The organism is Streptomyces sp. NPDC006314 (genome assembly GCF_040613075.1).
Classification (GTDB): domain Bacteria; phylum Actinomycetota; class Actinomycetes; order Streptomycetales; family Streptomycetaceae; genus Streptomyces.
In genome coordinates, this window is the sequence record NZ_JBEXRL010000005.1 from 89,967 (window position 1) to 107,152 (window position 17,186).

The window sequence follows — 17,186 nt, forward strand, 5'->3', positions numbered from 1 at the left end:
AAAAGTAGCTCAGCCGAGCACGGATGCGGCCCCCTTGAGCACCAATCCGGTACCCAGGGCGACGACGATCAACGCGGAGGCGAGCGGCAGCGTCCGGCGCATCAGGGTGGCCACCGGATGCGCGGTCCAGCGCGGGCGCCGCTCCAGCACCCGGGTCACCCCCGAACCCAGCCGGACGACGGCGAACCCGGCCGCGGTGAGTGTCAGCGCGAGACCGGCCCCGTACGCCACGACGAGGAGCAGCCCGAACCAGGCCTTGCCGAGTGCCGCCGCGCCGACCAGGACGACCACGGCGGACGGGCTCGGCACCAGACCGCCGGCGAACCCGAGCAGGATCGTGCCGCGGAGCGTGGGCGCGGTGGCGTGCGTGTGGGTGTGGCCTCCGTGGGTGTGGGTGTGGCCTCCGGTGTGGGTGTGGGTGTGGGGATGCTCTTCCTGGGAGTGGGGAGGGGTGGCGGTGTGGCCGTGGTCCCCATGGGTGTGCTCCACACCGTCGTGGTGGTGACGGTGGTGGCTTGATCCATGGGGTGCGCCCACACCGGCCAACTGGCGCTGCTCGGCCTCCTCCGGCGCGTGCGCAGGCGCGTGGGCGGTCTCGTGGGCACGGTTGGGCCAGGCCCGGCGTACGAGGCCGGCGCCGGCCAGCAGCACCAGGGCGCCGCTTGCGATGCCCAGCCAGGCGATCACCGAGGGCGTGGCGGCGGACCCGGCCGTGACGAGCAGGCCCAGGGCGACCACGCCGAGGGTGTGGGTCACCGTGACCGAGGCGGCCAGGGGCAGCACGTCCCGCAGCCGGGCCCGGCCCCCGCGCGCCGCCGCGGTCGCGGCCATCAGGGTCTTGCCGTGGCCCGGAGCGAGGGCGTGCATCGCGCCCAGACCGACCGCGATGAGCAGCGCGAGCGCGGCGAAACCGACGGTGAGGTCATGGCGGGACACCAGGTCGTCCAGGGCCCGGGTCCAGCGGTCGGCACCCCGGGGCAGCACTCCGGCACCCGGGGCGTGCCGCCGTTCCTCGGCGAGTGCCGGGCCGCCGGGGCGCACCCGCAGGGAGGCGGCTGTGGCGTCGGTGGGGGAGGACAGCAAGTCCGCCGGATATGTGGTCAGTTCGCGCGAGACGGACTTCTTCGGTACGTCCGTCGCGGTAAGCGTCATCCGGTCGCCGCGCGCGGTGATCTCCCGCCAACCGGGCCCACCGGTCGCGCCCGCGCTGCGGAAGCCGAGCGTCACGGGGCCCCGGGGGAGCGGAGCGGTCAGCCGGCACTCCACGCGGAGGGTGTGCAGGCCGGCCTGACCGGCGCGCAGGTGCGCCGTGCCACCGGCGGCGGTCAGCGGGGCCGGACGTCCGCCGACGGTGAGCCTGCTGTCCTCGGCGGCCCTGGCGCACCGCTGCCGGGCCCACGCGGTCAGGCCCAGCCGCTCCAGCTCGGGCCTGGCCTGGGTCGCCGGGATCTCGGCGAGGTCCTCCACATGGTCGACGCGAAGCTGACCAGGAGCGGCTACCAGGCCGTCATAGCGGTTGACGGTGAAGTTGCCGAGGGGGTGCGCGCTCGCGGTGCCGGCCGGCAGGAGCGCGAGGGCGCACACGGCGAGGAGGACGAAGAGCGCACGCGGCTTCACTTCGCGCCCCCCAGAGCCTTGCGGGCCTGCACGGCACCGAGCGGGGAGAAGCCGGGGTTCAGTTCCAGCGCGGCGGCCAGTGAGGCGCGGCCGGCCGTGCGGTGGCCCGTGGCCAGCTCGATCACGCCGCGGTGATAGAGGAAGGCGGCACTGCGGTAGCCGGTGGCCGTGGCCCGGCGGGCGTACGACAGGGCCTCGGCGTCGCGGCCGTTGACGTGGAGCGCCCAGGCGAGGGCGTCCGCCGTGTGCACGGTGTGCCGGCGGGTCCACTCGGCGCGGGCCGCCCGCAGCGCGGCCGCCCTGTCGCCGTGGTCGGCGGCGGCCAGCGCCGTGTCCAGGTCCGCGTTGACGCCGTTGGCGCGGGCCAGAGCGATCCACGCGTCCACCAGGGCGTACTGCCGCCTGGCCCGCGCCCGGTCGCCGGCCGCGCCCCGCGCCTCGTACAGCTCGCCCAGTTCGACGAGCGGGCCGGGCAGTGGATACCGGGAGACCACCGCCTCCAGTCCCTTGATCGCCGCCGCACGGTCACCGCTCGCCGCCTGCGCGCGGGCCCGGCCCTCCAGCGCCGGAAGGTAGCCGTCGTCCGCGGCGAGGGCGCGGGCGTAGTAGGTGAGCGCCGACTTGTGGTCTCCCTGGTTCCAGGCGAGCTGACCGAGCTGCGCGGCCACGTAGGCCGTGTCGCCCGGCGAAGTGGCCACGGACAGCGCCTGCTCGAGAACCCGGCGTGCCGTGGTCCCGTCCCCGCGCAGCTCGCGCACGTACGCGTACCGCGTGAAGACCGGCACGCCCGGCTTGCGGGCGTCGGCGGTCTCGGCGGCCTTCGACGCCTCGGCGTACCGGCCGAGTTCGACCAGAGCGTCGATGCGGGAGGACAGCGCGCGCTCGCTGTACGGGTTCTGCCGAAGGGCCTGCTCCGCGTAGGCCAGGGCGCCCGTGAAGTCGTGCCGGGCCGCGGCGAGGGCGGCACGGCCGGCCAGCGCCTGGTCGTTGTCCGGAGCGAGGGACAGGGACCGCCGCAGCGCCTTCTCCGCCTGCTGGTACCGGGAGGGGTCGCCCTTGGTCCGCGCCTGTTCGACGTAGGCCAGCCCGAGGGTGGCCCAGCTGCCGGAGTCCTTGGGCTGGGACCGCAGATGCGTTTGGAGGGCGGCGATGCTCGCGTCCAGGTTCCCGCCGCCGAGGACACCGGGGTCCACGGCACTGGAGACGGCCGGCACCGCGGCCGGCGCCGGGCCCGTGCCGAGGGCGACCGCACCCCCGGTCAGCGCGATCGCCAGCAGCACCACGGAGCCGGCGAGTCGCCCGGCCCGCCAACGCCGCCCGGCCGTACCGACCCGCCGCACGGCGGCCACGCGGTCGTCGGAGCCGCAGGGCGCGCGGTGGTCCGAGGGGGAGGGTGCGCGTTCCTCCGGGTGGGAGGCCGCGCGGAGGCCGGAGCCGGAGGGCGCGTGGTCGGCGGAGTGGGTGAGGGCGTGTTCGCCGGTGCCGGAGTCAGCGGACTTCTCCGCCGGCTCGGTCTCGCTCATGACGTCGCCCGGAGCCGCGGCCGGGGTGTCCGATGTGCCAGGCACCCCGGTCTCGTCCCGCTCCGCGCTGCTCACCCGCCGCTCGCCGGTCTCGTCGTCATTCGTACGCGGGGACATGCCCTCTCCTCGGTCGCCTGGTGATGTCGAAAGGGAAGGCGCGGCCCGCCGTGGGGGAGGGGAGTACGGGCCGCGCCGGTCTCGGTGGGGGTGCGGTGTCAGTACGCGCGCTGCATGCGCCGGCGCCACCACGCGAAGGCGGTCCCGATCAGCAGGATGCCGGCCGCGCCGGAGGCCGCCGAGGCGGCGATCAGCATGGTGTCGTTCGAGCCGCCCGAGGAGGAGCCGGCCGGCTGCAGGGCGTCACCGAGCTGGCTGCGCACGTCCGCACCCGCGGTCGTACCCTTGGCGAGCCGGCCGCGCGAGCCGGCCGTGGGCTCCGCGACGTACGGGAAGTACTTCTCGAACTTCTTGTCGTTCTCGTCGACCGCGTCACCCAAGTCGTTCTTGGCGCCGACCAGTTCGCCCTCGACGACCTGCAGCGCCTCGTCGATCACGTCGTCGGTGAGCCGGCGTCCGTTCGGGAAGCCCGCGTTGTCGCCGTCCAGCACGCCCAGCCGCTTGGGATGCATGCTCGGCTTGATCGAGGTGTTCAGCCGCAGCTCCTCCGAAGGCTTCCCGTTGGGCGGCTGGTTGAGGCCCTTGACGCCCTTGAGGAAGACGTCGACGAGGTCGTTGCGCGGCTCGGCGGGCGCCTTGATCTTGTAGATGGACTCGATGAGCTTCGGCAGCTCGGGGTTGGTGACGTTCTTCAGGAACTGCCCGTCGTAGGCCGGCTGCGACGCGTTGAACTTGTCCTTGTCCTTCTGCGGGTTGACGACCTCGTTGACCAGCGGGTTGCCGAGGCGCGAGACCTGCGCGTAGTAGCCCTGCGCGTTACGGCGCTGGGTCGTGGACCAGATGCCGACGACGGGCTGGTGGGAGGACTCGCGGATCAGGTCGTTGGGCACCTGGAGGGCGATGGTGTTGACGTTGTAGCCCTTGAGGGTGTCCCGGCCGACCTCGCTGAGGTTCCCTCCGTACAGCAGGTCGAAGACGCGCAGGTCCAGGAAGAACGGGTCGTCGGCCTGCCCGGCGAAGGTCGTGGTGCCGCCCGCCGTCTTGTAGATGGCCTGCCGGCGCAGCTTGCCGTAGTCCGGCATGGAGGCCTTGCCGACGTTCGACGGCGCCACCGGCACGTCGTCGGCGAGCTTCGTCTTCGACACCTCGTGCTCGTTCTTCAGCCGGATGAGGTCGAGGTCGTAGGTCTGCGTGACGTTGAGATCCGGGTCGGCCAGGTTGGTGACCGGGCCCGTGTTGTACAGGAACGTCTCGCCGTTCTTCGTCTGCGTCTTGAAGGTGTAACGGAACACCAGCTCGCCCTGCGCGTCACCGTTGTTGTCGATGTGGAGGTCGTACTGGGCGTCGTCCGCGAACGTGTAGAAGTTCGGTCCGCCCGCGGGTTCCTCGAACGGGATCCAGTTGGCCACGATCGTCGTCGTGTCGGGCTTGTCCGGGCTGACGAACGCGTACAGGTCCGTGTTGTCGTACTGCGGGGTGCCCGAGATCAGCGGGGCCTCGCGGTGGGAGGAGGCGGAGGCCGCCCCGGGTGCCAGCGTGGTGACGCCGGCGGCCGCGAGCCCCCCGGCGGCCAGCGCCCCGCAGATGAGCGCGATCAGGCCCGAGCGCCCCGCGCCGCTCCTGGAGTTAAGAGGTGTCATGCCGTCCGTCCTCAATGCCGACTTGCCTTTGACGGACGGGTATACGGAGCGGACCCGCCGATCGGTTTGGTCGGACGGAAAAAAACTTTTCACAGCCCGCGACCCGCGTTTTCGGCCCGCTGATCCGTAAGTCCTCGGGGAGGTGTGTGCGGTGCGGATGCGCGGTGCGCGGGGAAGGGCCGGCTGCGGTCACGGAGAGGGGGCCCGGATGGCGGCCGACGAGCTGCTGGTGCTCGTGGCGGGCGGCGATCAGCGGGCGTTCGAGGAGCTGTACGGACTGGTGTCCGGGCCGGTGTACGGACTCGTACGACGGGTGGTGCGCGACCCCGCCCAGTCCGAGGAGGTCGCCCAGGAGGTGCTGCTCGAACTGTGGCGCTCCGCCGCCCGGTTCGACCCCGGTCGGGGCAGCGCCCTGTCCTGGATCCTCACCCTCGCCCACCGCCGCGCCGTCGACCGGGTGCGCAGCGCCCGCGCGGCCGGCGAACGCGAGCAGCGGGAGGCGCTGCGGGCCGGGGAACCCGCGTTCGACCAGGTCGCCGAGGAGGTGGAGGCGGGCCTGGAACGCGAGTGGGTGCGCCGCTGCCTGAACCGGCTCACCGCCCTGCAACGCCAGTCGGTGACGCTCGCCTACTACGACGGCTACACCTACCGCGAGGTGGCCGAGCGGCTGTCACTGCCGCTCGGTACGGTCAAGACGCGGATGCGCGACGGACTCACCCGGCTGCGCGAGTGCCTGGGAGGTGCCGCATGAGCATGCTCGGTAGACTCCTGCGCCGCGAGGACCTGCACTCCCTCGCCGCGCCCTACGCGCTCGACGCCCTCGAGCCCGCCGAGCGGCGCCGTTTCGACAAACATCTGCAGGGCTGCGGCCGTTGTGCCGCCGAGGTACGGGCCCTGGCCGAGGACGCGGTGCGCCTCGCCTGGTCCGCGGCGGCTCCCGCCCCCGTCGCCCTGCGCGACCGGGTGCTGGCCGCCGTCCGCGCCACCCCGCAGGAGCATGCGCCGGCCCGGGAGCGCACGCCCCGGCTGCCGCCGCACGTCTGGGGCGCCCAGCCCCCGCCGGGCCGCGGCCGCCGGCCCCGGACACGCCCCCTCTTCGTGCCGTTCGCCACGGCCACCGCCGCGGCGGCCCTCGTCGTCGCCTCCCTCTTCGCGGTCCAGGCGAACCGCACCCAGGACCGGCTCGACGCGGAGCAGGCCCGGGCACGTGAGATCGCCCACGTTCTCGCCGCGTCCGACGCCCGCGCCACGAACGGCAAGGACGCACAGGGCCGCAGAATCGGAGTGATCGCTTCCGCGTCGGAGGGGGAAGCCGTCGTCACCCTCCGCGGATACGGCACCCCGTCCGGCGGTCGCGTGCACCAGCTCTGGCTCATGCGCCCCGGTGTGCAACCGCGCTCCCTCGGGCTTTTCGCGGGCGACACACCCTTGGTCGCGAAGGGGCTCGACATGTCCTCGTCGTCACTCGCCGTAACCGTGGAGCCTGACGGGGGATCAGCTCGTCCCACCGGCCAGCCCCTTGTCCAACTCACCCTGAAATCGGTCGGATTCGGAGAGTAGTCAACGTGGGATGGTCAACAGCCTTACGGGGAAGGTGAATCCTGTGGCCGAGATACACGCGTGCCCCGCTGGGGCGATAGGGTTACGCTGCCCGGGCCGGGTGGACTCGTACGGGTGGGGAGTGACATGGAGCAGATAACAGTGCGCAGCAGGGCCAGGGTCCCTGCGATCACCTGCGGGAGCAGCGCGACCAGTTCGCGCCTCGACCGCCATCTGTCGGTACTGGCGGGTCCCGCCATACCGCAGCGGGAGACGGTCGAGGCGACCTCGCTGATGCTTGAGCTGACGGCGCGTGACTCGGTGCACGAGCGCAGCGCCCGGGGCGCCCGGGTCAGCCGTGTCTCGCTCTTCGCACCGCTGCGCCGGCTGCGGCGCTCGCTGTTCGGCGGCCACTGAGGCTCACTCAGCGGTCACCGAGCACCCTCACCGACCACCGTCACCGAGCGAACCGGCGCCCCCGGAGCCCTGTCCGGGGTGCCCGTGCTCAGGCCGCCACGCCGTCCCGGCGTAGTGCTGCGATCTCGTCGCCCGTCATCCCCACGGCACGCAGCAGCGCCTCGGTGTGCTGCCCGAGCGCGGGCACGTCGCCCATCCGCGCCTCGTCCCCGCCCGGCAGTGTGATGGGTGGCAGCAGCGCCTTCAGCGGCCCGACCGGCGACCCCACCTCACGCCACCGCTCCCGGGCCGCCAGCTGTGGATGCTCCGCCAGGTCGTGCAGATCCCTGAGCCGTGCACAGGCGATGCCCGCCTTCTCCAGCCGGGCCAGCGCCTCCTCAACGCCCAGCGCCCCCAGCGCTTCCGCGACCAGCTCGTCGGTCCGCTCCCGGTGCGCCACCCGCGCCGCGTTCGTCGCGTATGCCGGATCCGTCCCCAGTTCGGGGTCGCCTATCACCTGTTCGGCCAGTCGCCGCCACTCCCGGTCGTTCTGCACCGACACCAGCACCCGCCCGCCGTCCGCCGTCGCATAGGCGTCGTACGGCGCGATGACGGCGTGCGCCAGCCCGGTGCGCGCCGGGGGCTCACCTCCGTGCATCGCATGGTGCAGCGGATGTCCCATCCACTCGGCGAGCGCCTCCAGCATGGACACCTCCACCGGGCCGCCCCGCCCGGTCGTCCCGCGCCGGACGAGAGCCGCCAGCACACCCGAGAACGCGTACATGGCCGCAGCGATGTCCGCCGCCGGAACCCCCGCCTTGACGGGCTGCTCGGGCGTCCCCGTCACCGACACCAGTCCCGCCTCGCACTGCACGAGCATGTCGTACGCCCGTTTGTCCGCGTACGGGCCCGAGCCGCCGTAGCCCGAGATGTCCACGGCGATCAGCCGTGGGTGCGCGGCGCACAGGGTGACCGCGTCGAGCCCGAGCCGGGCGGCGGCCCCGTGGGCCAGGTTCTGCACGAACACGTCCGCGTCCGCGATCAGCCGCTGCACGACGTCCAGGCCGCGCGGGTCCTTGAGGTCCAGGGCGAGGGACTCCTTGCCCCGGTTGCACCATACGAAGTGCGAGGCGAGCCCGCCGGCGGCGGTGTCGTAGCCGCGCGCGAAGTCGCCGCCGTCGACCCGCTCCACCTTGATGACCCGGGCGCCCAGGTCGGCGAGCTGCCGGGTCGCGAAGGGCGCGGACACGGCCTGTTCGACGGCGACGACGGTGATGCCCTCCAGGGGCAGGGGCAGGGGATGATCCATGGGTGGATCATGTCCCGTGGCCGGCGGGTTTGTCAGTAGCCGGTCACCGCGGCCACCGGCCAGGCGGCGCCGTCCGGTACGGGCGCGTTGCCAGAGAGGTCCAGCAGGAGGTCGTCACGGCGGACAGGATCGCCGGGCCGCGCCGTCGGGCCGGCCTGATCGGAACGGGGGTTGTGGTGGACCAGAAGCGTGCTCGACGCCAGCTCGACTTGATCGCAGGGGTCCTGGAGGCCGCACCTGTCCATGGCGTGCCGCTGTGGCTGCGCGGTGGCTGGGCCATGGACTTCTTCCTCGGCGAGGTCAGCCGGGATCACGAGGACATCGACTGGTTCGCCTGGGCGCCGGACGCGGCCGTCGTCGCCGATGTCCTCACCCGGCTCGGTCACACGCCCCTGCCCGGACGTCTGGAGGCCGCCCTGCACCGCCGTCAGAGCAGCGCGAACTGACCGTCCGGGCCCTCCTCGGGATGGTCCAGGACCGAGGCGGGACGACGGGACGGCTCCGGTGCCGGAAGGACGCCCGCACGCCGCAGGTCGCCGAACGTGACCGACGACGACACCTGCAAGCGGGCCCGCAGGGGCCGCAGCTCCGCCAGCAGGGCCAGGACCGTGATCAGCTCCAGCAGCTCCGACGTCCAGGTCTGCGGCCAGGCCGCCGGGCGGATCGCGGTCAGCGTGCCCGGCTCGGCCGGGGCGGTGCGGAGAGCGAACCAGGCCGCCAGGACCCGGACTCCGGCCACCTCGTAGTCCCAGGCCTCCGGCGGGACGGGGGAGATACGGCCCTCGTCGAGGTGCAGGGTCTCCTCGTCGCGGTCGTAGTGGAGGGTCACGGGGCGGCTCGGCAGGGGCGCGCGGACGTAGGGGCGGCGGCCGCCCGGCAGCTTGGGGCGTTCGCCGTCGCGGCGCATCAGCCAGAGCATCCGGCGACCCCACTCCACCCCGGAGGACCACAGTTCCCGGTCGTCGGTGAGCGGGACGGTGAGGTCCGGGCGGACCGTCGCCAGGACCCAGGCCAGTACGTCCGGGGCCGTCAGGTGGTCGCCCAGGCGGGCGGACAGGTGGTCCAGCAGGCCGGGAGCCAGGTTCGGCTCCGTGCCGCCGGGGCGCCGGTAGAGCGGGCGGATGCGACCGGCGCGCAGCGTGGGCAGGAGCGATGTCGCCAGCAGCGGAGCGTCGTCGCCCGTCTCCACCGTGAACACCTGGTGCGCGTCCGCCACCCGCCACAGCTCCGGGCGGGCCGTGTCGATCAGCCGGTGGTCCGGGATGAGCCACTGCTCGTCGAAGGGCGCCGCCAGGACCCGTACCGGCTTGGCGCAGGCGCCCTCGGCGCGCGCGAGTCGTTCCGTGCCGGTGGACTGGCCGGGCAGCTGGCCCACGGCCGAGTTCGGAGTACGGGCGCGGGTCGGCTCGAACAGGGCTTCCCGGTCCGGCCCCTCGGCCTTCAACAGGGTGTCCCAACGGGCCTTCAGCGAGGCCGGGTCGGGTGCCGTCGGCCAGGCGCGGCCGGGCCGCAGCGGTGCGACGGACCACGGCATGAGGTCCGCCAGCGGCGGAGCGTCGTCGTGCGTCACGCAGGGCATCGTACGGCCTGACCGGAACCCGGGATCAGGTCGCGTCCAGCGTGACGGTGAACGAGAAGCGGTCGCCCCGGTAGTTGATGACCGCCACGTCCAGCACCCGGCCCTCGGCGTCGTACGTCACGCCCGTGTAGTGCAGGATCGGGCTGAGCAACGGAACCTGGAGCAGCCGTGCGGTCTCCGGGTCCGCGAGCCGGGCCTCCACGGTGTCCGTGATACGGCTGATGTCCGCCTTGACGACGTCCCTCAGCACCTTCGTCATCGGCCAGCGGATCAGATCGTCCGGGTCGATCCCCGCGGCGAGTTCCGGGCGGATGTGGTTGACGGCGTGGTTGGTCGGCTCGCCGGTCTTCTCGTCGCTGCGGAGGCGGTGGTAGGTGGCCACCTCCGTGAGGTCCGGGAAGTACTCGGCGACCCCGGGAGGCACCGGCGCCCGGCCGTGGCCCAGCAGCTCGGTCGTCATGCCGGACTGCTGGGCCACGATCGCGTCCACCGAGCCCAGCAGCCGCACGGGAGCCCCGCGCCGGACCCCGGGCTCGATGAACGTGCCGCGCCGCCGGTGCCGGGTGATCAGCCCCTCGTCCTCCAGCTCCTTCAACGCCTGCCGCATGGTCAGCACGCTGACGCCGTAGTGATCCGCCAGTTGTTCCTCGGTGGGCAGGCGCAGCGGGTCCCGGGGCGAGCGGCCGAGTATCGACGCGCGCAGCGACTGCGACACCTGATACCAGAGCGGCAGCTTGCGGTTCAGGACGATCGAATCCGGAGCGAAGGAGGTCACGCGGCTATCCGTACCTGTCGGGGCCTGTTCGGCGCAACGGAGTCGTCGCTACACCCGGAAGTGGCGCTCCAGACCTTGCCACACGTCGTCGTAGCGCCGCTGGAGATGGTCCGCGCCGGCCGCGTGCGGGGTGAGCGTCACCGGCCAGCGGGTCTCGAACATGAACGCCAGCCCGTCGTCGACCTTCTGCGGCCTCAGCTCGGCCGCGCTCGCCCGGTCGAAGGTCTCCCGGTCCGGGCCGTGCGCCGACATCATGTTGTGCAGCGAGCCGCCGCCGGGCACGAAGCCCTCCGCCTTCGCGTCGTACGCGCCCTCGATGAGTCCCATGTACTCGCTCATCACGTTCCGGTGGAAGTACGGGGGACGGAAGGTGTCCTCGCCCACCAGCCAGCGCGGCGCGAACACCACGAAGTCGACCCCGGCCAGGCCCGGGGTGTCCGACGGGGCGGTCAGGACCGTGAAGATGGACGGATCCGGGTGGTCGTAGGAGATGGTGCCGATCACATTGAAGCGGCGCAGGTCATAGACATAGGGCACATGGTTGCCGTGCCAGGCGACCACATCGAGGGGGGAGTGGTCGTAGGTCGCCGTCCAGAGGTTGCCGCAGAACTTGTTCACCACCTCCACCGGGCCCTCGACGTCCTCGTACGCGGCGACCGGCGCCCGGAAGTCCCGGGCGTTGGCGAGGCCGTTGGCGCCGATGGGCCCGAGATCGGGCAGCTGGAAGGGTGCCCCGTAGTTCTCGCACACATAGCCCCGGGCGGACTCGTCCAGCAGCTCCACACGGAAGCGCACCCCACGTGGAATCAGCGCGACATATGCGGGCTCCACATGGAGCCGGCCGAACTCCGTGTGCAGCAGCAGCCCCCCGCGCTCCGGCACGATCAGCAGCTCCCCGTCGGCGTCCGAGAAGACCCGCTCCATGGAGGCATTGGCGTGGTACAGGTGCACGGCCATGCCGGTGCGCTGGGTCGCGTCGCCGTTGCCGCCCAGGGTCCACAGGCCGGCCAGGAAGTCCGTACCGGCCCGCGGTTCGGGCAGCGGGTTCCAGCGCAGCCGGTTGGGGTCGGGCACCGTCTCGGTGAACGGCGCCGTACGGATCGCGCCGTTGCCGGTGCGGGTGAACGCCGGGTGCGCGGCCGACGGGTGGATGCGGTACAGCCAGGAGCGGCGGTTGTGCGCCCGCGGCTCGGTGAACGCCGTACCGCTCAGCTGCTCCGCGTACAGGCCGAGCGGCGCGCGCTGCGGCGAGTTGCGGCCCTCGGGCAGGGCGCCGGGCACCGCCTCCGAGGCGTGTTCATTGCCGAACCCGGTCAGATACGGCAGTCCCTCGGCGGTCTTCCGCGCGTCCGCGCTCATGCTCGCTCCCTTGCGGTCCTTATTCCTATGCAACACCGTAGGAATGCGCGGGGTGGTGCGCAAGAGGGCTCCGCGTCCTCCGTCTGGGGGACGAGGAGAACCAGACTTCAGGGGGATTCGGGCGCCGGAGCGTTGTCCTAGTGTCCGGAGCATGTCGTGGATGTCGTGGACGCGCAGATCTCTCACCGCGCTCGCGGCCTGTGTTCTGCTGCCCTGTGCAGTGGCGGGCTGCGGGACCGGGGAGGCGCACGAGCGCGGGGGTACGCTCTCGCCGTCGCCGGTGGGCAAGGTCCTGGACGACACCGATGACACCGGCCGCCATCTGCGCGAGGTCGCCCAGACGGACGCGCCGGAGGTCGGCGTCGAGGTCACCCCGGATTCCGGCGGCTGGGACGTCCGGCTGACCTTCCGCCGCTTCCGCTGCTCCGCCCCCGGCACCGAGCCGGCGGCGGTCACCGGGCGCGGGCTCGCCCACCTCTTCGTCGACGGCCGCCGGGTGGCCCGGCTGCGCGCGCCCGACTACCACCTGCCCGACCGCCTCGTCCCGCGTGGCACGCACCACGTCACCGCGCGCCTGTACGCCGACGACGGCACCGTGTGGGCCGTGCGCGGCAAGCCCGTCCAGAGCACCGCCGACATCACGGTGTCGGACGCGGACGTGGAGGTGGGGGAGTCTTCGGCCCGAACCGGGACCCTCGTCGCCGGCGAATGAGTGCAACGGCCACCCTTCTCCGTACTGGCGGGTGAGGTTCACCGGATTCCGGCGGAGAGGCATCATGAAGCCCGTGCCCCACGCGACATCCCTCCGCCGCGCGCCCGTCCAACGGCGCAGCGCCGAACGGCTGACCAGGATCCTCGACGCGTGCGCCGAGCTCCTCGACGAGGTCGGCTACGACGCCCTGAGCACCCGCACGGTCGCCCTCCGCGCCGGCGTGCCGATCGGCTCGGTCTACCGGTTCTTCGGCAACAAGCGGCAGATGGCCGACGCCCTCGCCCAGCGCAACCTCGAGTGGTACACCGAGCGCGTCACCGAGCGGCTGAAGGAGGTCCGCGAGGGGGACTGGCGAGCCGCCATGGACGCCGTCCTGGACGAGTACCTCGCGATGAAGCGCACCGCGCCCGGCTTCTCCCTGGTCGACTTCGGCAACCAGATACCGGTCGGCGCGCGCCAGGCCCAGCCCAACACCCGGGTCGCCGACCGGCTCACCCACCTGCTCTCGGGCCACCTCGGTCGCACTCCCGACGAGGATCTGCGCCGGGTCTTCCTGGTCGCCGTGGAGAGTGCCGACACCCTGGTCCAGCTGGCCTTCCGGATGGACCCGCAGGGGGATGAGGCCATCATCGGCGAGACGCGGGCACTGCTGCGGGCGTACCTCGGCCGCGTGCTCGACTGAGTCCGTGGGTTCTCCTCCGACGCCAAGGGGCTCCCCTCCATGCATACCGGTCGGTATGCTCGCCCTGAGTTCGTCGTGTCCGTCCGCGCTCGCCCGGCGCCCCGCCGACCCTCCAGGAGGACCCGTGTCCCGCACCGCCCTGCGTATCTGCCCCCTGTGCGAGGCCACCTGCGGGCTGACCCTCACCATCGAGGGCACCCGCGTCACCGGTGCCCGCGGCGACCGCGAAGACGTCTTCAGCAAGGGCTTCATCTGTCCCAAGGGTGCCTCCTTCGGCGCCGTGGACGGCGACACCGACCGGCTGCGCACCCCGCTCGTCCGGGAGAACGGCACCCTGCGCGAGGCCACCTGGGAGGAGGCCTTCGACGCGGTCGCCGCGGGCCTGCGCCCGGTCGTGGAGCGGCACGGCCCGAACGCCGTCGGCGTGGTCCTCGGCAACCCCACCGTGCACACCATGGCCGGCGCCCTCTATCCGCCGGTCCTGCTCGGCGCGCTGCGCACCCGCAGCCTGTTCACCGCCTCCACGGTCGACCAGATGCCCAAGCACGTTGCCAGTGGGCTGCTGTTCGGCGACGCCCACGCCATACCGGTGCCCGACCTGGACCGCACCGATCATCTGCTCCTCATCGGAGCCAACCCCCTGGAGTCCAACGGGAGTCTGTGCACCGCCCCCGACTTCCCCGGCAAGCTCAAGGCGCTCAAGGCCCGCGGCGGCCGGCTCACCGTCGTGGACCCACGCCGCACCCGCACCGCCCGGCTCGCCGACCGGCACCTGGCGATCCGCCCCGGTACCGACGCCCTGCTGCTCGCCGCCATGGCGACCGTGCTGTTCGAGGAGGACCTGGTCGACCTCAAGGACCTCGCCCCGCACGTCCAAGGGGTCGAGGAACTCCGGGACTCCCTCCTGGATTTCACCCCCGAGGCCGTGGCCGCGGCCTGCGACCTCGACGCCGGTGTCATCCGCACCCTGGCCCGCGAACTCGCCGCCGCGCCCACCGCCGCCGTCTACGCCCGTATCGGCAGCTGCACCGTCCCGCACGGCACCCTGGCGAGCTGGCTGGTCGACATACTCAACATCCTCACGGGCAACCTCGACCGGCCCGGCGGAGCCCTCTTCCCGCAGGCCGCCACCGACAGGACACCCCGTCCGGCGGGCCCAGGCCGCGGCTTCGCCCTCGGCCGCTGGCGCTCCCGGGTACGGCGACTTCCCGAGGCGAAGGGCGAGTTGCCCCTGTCGGCGCTAGCCGAGGAGATCGACACCGCGACCGACGAGGGAGAACCGGTCCGCGCACTGATCGTCGTCGCCGCCAACCCGGTGCTCTCCGCACCCGACGGCGACCGCCTCGACAAGGCCCTGGACTCCCTGGACTTCATGGTCAGCGTCGACCCGTACCTCAACGAGACCTCGCGCCACGCCCACGTCGTCCTGCCTCCGCCGCCGCCTTCCCAGAGCCCGCACCACGACTTCGCCTTCAACACCCTCGCCGTGCGCAACCAGGTCCGCTACACCCGTCCCGCGGTTCCGCTGGAGCCCGGCCGTATGGCCGAGAGCGAGATCCTCGCCCGGTTGATCCTGGCGGTCACCGGTATGCACGGCGCCGACCCGGCCGCCGTCGACGCGATGGTCATCGACCAGACCCTCGGCAAGGCCGTCCAGGAAGAGCACTCGCCGGTGTACGGCCGCGACCCGCGCGAACTCGCCGCGCTGCTCACCGGCGACAACGGCCCCGAGCGGCGGCTCGACATGATGCTGCGCCTCGGCCCGTACGGCGACGGCTTCGGCGTACGGCCCGACGGGCTGACCCTGGCCAGGCTGCTCGCCCACCCGCACGGCATCGACCTCGGCCCGCTGCGCCCGCGCCTGCCGCAGCCGCTCAGAACCCGCAGCGGCAAGGTCGAGCTGCTGCCCGATCCCATCGCCGGCGACCTGCCCCGGCTCCGCCGGGCCCGTGACGAGCGCCCCGAGGGGCTCGTCCTCGTCGGCCGCCGCCATCTGCGCTCCAACAACAGCTGGATGCACAACGTGCCCGCCCTCACCGGCGGCAGCAACCGCTGCACCCTGCACCTGCACCCCGAGGACGCCGACCGGCTCGGCATACGGGACGGGGCGGACGTACGCGTCAAAGGTGCCGGGGGAGAGGTCGTGGCCCCCGCCGAGGTCACCGACGGCGTCCGGCCGGGAGTGGTGAGCCTGCCGCACGGATGGGGCCACGACCGCCCCGGCACCCGGCTCGGCCACGCCTCCGCGACCCCCGGCGTCAACGTCAACCAGCTCCTCGACGGCAGCCTGCTCGACCCGTTGTCGGGCAACGCGGTCCTCAACGGCGTACCGGTCGAAGTCAGCGCAAGCCTGTGACCTGGAATTTCGCGCTTATTGCTCGCACGTCGACATCTTGTTAACGCCAGACGACGGGACCTAACGTCAACGCACCGCCGACACCCAGGTGGGATGTTCAAGGGCGAACGTTAGGTATCCACTCATGCTGACCATCCTCGGCTTCGCCATGATCGCGACCTTCCTGGTCCTGATCATGCTGAAGAAGATGTCGCCGATCGCGGCGCTCGTGTTGATTCCCGCGCTGTTCTGCGTGTTCGTCGGCAAGGGCGCCAAGCTCGGTGACTACGTCATCGACGGCGTCACCGGCCTCGCCCCCACCGCGGCGATGCTCATGTTCGCGATCGTCTACTTCGGTGTGATGATCGACGTAGGCCTCTTCGACCCGATCGTGCGGGGCATCCTCAGGTTCTGCAAGGCCGACCCGCTGCGCGTCGTCGTCGGCACCGCGGTCCTCGCGGCGATCGTCTCCCTCGACGGCGACGGCTCGACCACCTTCATGATCACGGTCTCGGCGATGTACCCGCTCTACAAGCGCCTGAAGATGTCCCTGGTCGTGATGACCGGCGTCGCCGCCATGGCCAACGGCGTGATGAACACGCTGCCGTGGGGCGGCCCGACCGCCCGTGCCGCCACCGCGCTCAAGGTCGACGCGAGCGACATCTTCGTGCCGATGATCCCGGCGCTGGCCATGGGCCTGCTGTTCGTCCTCGCCCTCTCCTACGTCCTCGGACGCCGCGAGCGCGACCGGCTCGGCGTGCTCACACTGGACGAGGCGCTGGTGGAGGAGCCTGCCGAGCAGGAGACGGTCCTGGCCGGTGCCGGCATCGGCCACGGCACGACGAGCGGCACGGGTTCCGGCAAGGGGACCGACGGCACCGGCGGTTCGGGTTCCGGCACCGACGCGGACCTCCCCGAGGCGTCCGAGGACGACGGATTCCAGGGTCTCGACCCCCACCGCCCCACCCTGCGCCCCAAGCTGTACTGGTTCAACGCACTGCTCACGGTCACGCTGCTCACCGCCATGATCATGGAGTGGCTGCCGATCCCGGTGCTGTTCCTGCTCGGCGCCGCGCTCACCCTGACCGTCAACTTCCCGCACATGCCCGACCAGAAGGCCCGTATCGGCGCCCACGCGGAGAACGTCCTCAACGTCTCCGGCATGGTCTTCGCCGCCGCCGTCTTCACCGGCGTCCTGCAGGGCACCGGCATGGTCGACCACATGGCCACGTGGCTGGTCGACAACATCCCCGACGGCATGGGCCCGCACATGGCCTTCGTCACGGGCGTGCTGAGCATCCCGCTCACGTACTTCATGTCCAACGACGGCTTCTACTTCGGCATCCTGCCGGTGCTCGCCGAGGCGGGCCAGGCGCACGGGATCTCCTCGCTGGAGATCGCCCGCGCCTCGATCATCGGCCAGCCCCTGCACATGTCCAGCCCGCTCGTCCCCGCCGTCTACGTCCTGGTCGGCATGGCCAAGGTCGAGTTCGGCGACCACACCAGGTTCGTGGTGAAGTGGGCCGCGCTCACCTCGCTGGTGGTCCTCGGCGCGGGAATCCTGTTCGGCATCATCTGATCCCGCGGTGCGCGGGAGGATTCG

General features: G+C 72.3%; 15 protein-coding genes. 8 read left to right on the forward strand and 7 right to left on the reverse strand.

Annotated features, from left to right (window positions below):
- Positions 1-9 precede the first annotated feature (9 nt).
- The 3 genes from ABZ079_RS10755 to ABZ079_RS10765 form a co-directional block, all read right to left on the reverse strand.
- Positions 10-1,617, reverse strand: a complete 1,608-nt coding sequence (locus tag ABZ079_RS10755) for a sulfite exporter TauE/SafE family protein (protein ID WP_356939075.1) — start codon at positions 1,615-1,617, stop codon at positions 10-12.
- Positions 1,614-3,257, reverse strand: coding sequence for a tetratricopeptide repeat protein (locus tag ABZ079_RS10760; RefSeq protein WP_356939076.1), 1,644 nt, complete (start codon positions 3,255-3,257; stop codon positions 1,614-1,616). The genes ABZ079_RS10755 and ABZ079_RS10760 overlap by 4 nt, the downstream gene beginning before the upstream one ends.
- A 98-nt stretch (positions 3,258-3,355) precedes the next feature.
- Positions 3,356-4,897, reverse strand: coding sequence for a DUF4331 domain-containing protein (locus ABZ079_RS10765; RefSeq protein WP_356939077.1), 1,542 nt, complete (start codon positions 4,895-4,897; stop codon positions 3,356-3,358).
- A gap of 208 nt (positions 4,898-5,105) precedes the next feature.
- On the opposite strand from ABZ079_RS10765, the gene ABZ079_RS10770 reads away from it, so the two are divergent.
- From ABZ079_RS10770 to ABZ079_RS10780, 3 genes are all read left to right on the forward strand, one after another.
- Positions 5,106-5,648: a sigma-70 family RNA polymerase sigma factor gene (locus ABZ079_RS10770; protein ID WP_356939078.1), complete on the forward strand. Its 543-nt coding sequence runs from the start codon at positions 5,106-5,108 to the stop codon at positions 5,646-5,648.
- Positions 5,645-6,457, forward strand: a complete 813-nt coding sequence (locus tag ABZ079_RS10775) for an anti-sigma factor (RefSeq protein WP_356939079.1) — start codon at positions 5,645-5,647, stop codon at positions 6,455-6,457. Before ABZ079_RS10770 ends, ABZ079_RS10775 begins: the two co-directional genes overlap by 4 nt.
- A 126-nt stretch (positions 6,458-6,583) precedes the next feature.
- Positions 6,584-6,853: a hypothetical protein gene (locus tag ABZ079_RS10780; RefSeq protein WP_356939080.1), complete on the forward strand. Its 270-nt coding sequence runs from the start codon at positions 6,584-6,586 to the stop codon at positions 6,851-6,853.
- Between the two features lie 88 nt (positions 6,854-6,941).
- Here the strand turns inward: ABZ079_RS10780 and ABZ079_RS10785 are convergent, their stop codons facing one another.
- Positions 6,942-8,141, reverse strand: coding sequence for a CaiB/BaiF CoA-transferase family protein (locus ABZ079_RS10785; RefSeq protein ID WP_356939081.1), 1,200 nt, complete (start codon positions 8,139-8,141; stop codon positions 6,942-6,944).
- Between the two features lie 176 nt (positions 8,142-8,317).
- Between ABZ079_RS10785 and ABZ079_RS10790 the strand changes: the two genes are divergently transcribed.
- Positions 8,318-8,587: a hypothetical protein gene (locus tag ABZ079_RS10790; protein WP_356939082.1), complete on the forward strand. Its 270-nt coding sequence runs from the start codon at positions 8,318-8,320 to the stop codon at positions 8,585-8,587.
- Here the strand turns inward: ABZ079_RS10790 and ABZ079_RS10795 are convergent.
- From ABZ079_RS10795 to hmgA, 3 genes are read right to left on the reverse strand one after another with little or no spacing between them, the layout of a single operon-like run.
- Entirely contained in the window at positions 8,569-9,720 is a 1,152-nt protein-coding gene (locus tag ABZ079_RS10795; RefSeq protein WP_356939083.1) for a type ISP restriction/modification enzyme, read from the reverse strand. The two genes, ABZ079_RS10790 and ABZ079_RS10795, sit on opposite strands and share 19 nt — an antisense overlap.
- 25 nt (positions 9,721-9,745) lie before the next feature.
- Complete coding sequence (locus tag ABZ079_RS10800; RefSeq protein ID WP_356939084.1) at positions 9,746-10,495, reverse strand: GntR family transcriptional regulator; 750 nt, start codon at positions 10,493-10,495, stop codon at positions 9,746-9,748.
- Positions 10,496-10,543: 48 nt separating this feature from the next.
- A complete protein-coding gene (gene hmgA, locus ABZ079_RS10805; protein ID WP_356939085.1) occupies positions 10,544-11,854 on the reverse strand; it encodes a homogentisate 1,2-dioxygenase in 1,311 nt (436 codons plus the stop codon).
- Positions 11,855-12,014: 160 nt separating this feature from the next.
- Here hmgA and ABZ079_RS10810 point away from each other — a divergent pair, with 160 nt between their 5' ends.
- The 4 genes from ABZ079_RS10810 (at position 12,015) to ABZ079_RS10825 (ending at position 17,162) form a co-directional block, all read left to right on the forward strand.
- Positions 12,015-12,566: a hypothetical protein gene (locus ABZ079_RS10810; protein WP_356939403.1), complete on the forward strand. Its 552-nt coding sequence runs from the start codon at positions 12,015-12,017 to the stop codon at positions 12,564-12,566.
- Between the two features lie 64 nt (positions 12,567-12,630).
- Positions 12,631-13,248, forward strand: a complete 618-nt coding sequence (locus ABZ079_RS10815; RefSeq protein WP_356939086.1) for a TetR/AcrR family transcriptional regulator — start codon at positions 12,631-12,633, stop codon at positions 13,246-13,248.
- Between the two features lie 124 nt (positions 13,249-13,372).
- Positions 13,373-15,604 carry a molybdopterin oxidoreductase family protein gene (locus tag ABZ079_RS10820; protein ID WP_356939087.1) on the forward strand — a complete coding sequence of 744 codons (2,232 nt, stop codon included), beginning with the start codon at positions 13,373-13,375 and terminating at the stop codon, positions 15,602-15,604.
- 124 nt (positions 15,605-15,728) lie between these two features.
- A complete protein-coding gene (locus ABZ079_RS10825; protein WP_356939088.1) occupies positions 15,729-17,162 on the forward strand; it encodes a CitMHS family transporter in 1,434 nt (477 codons plus the stop codon).
- Positions 17,163-17,186: the final 24 nt, after the last annotated feature.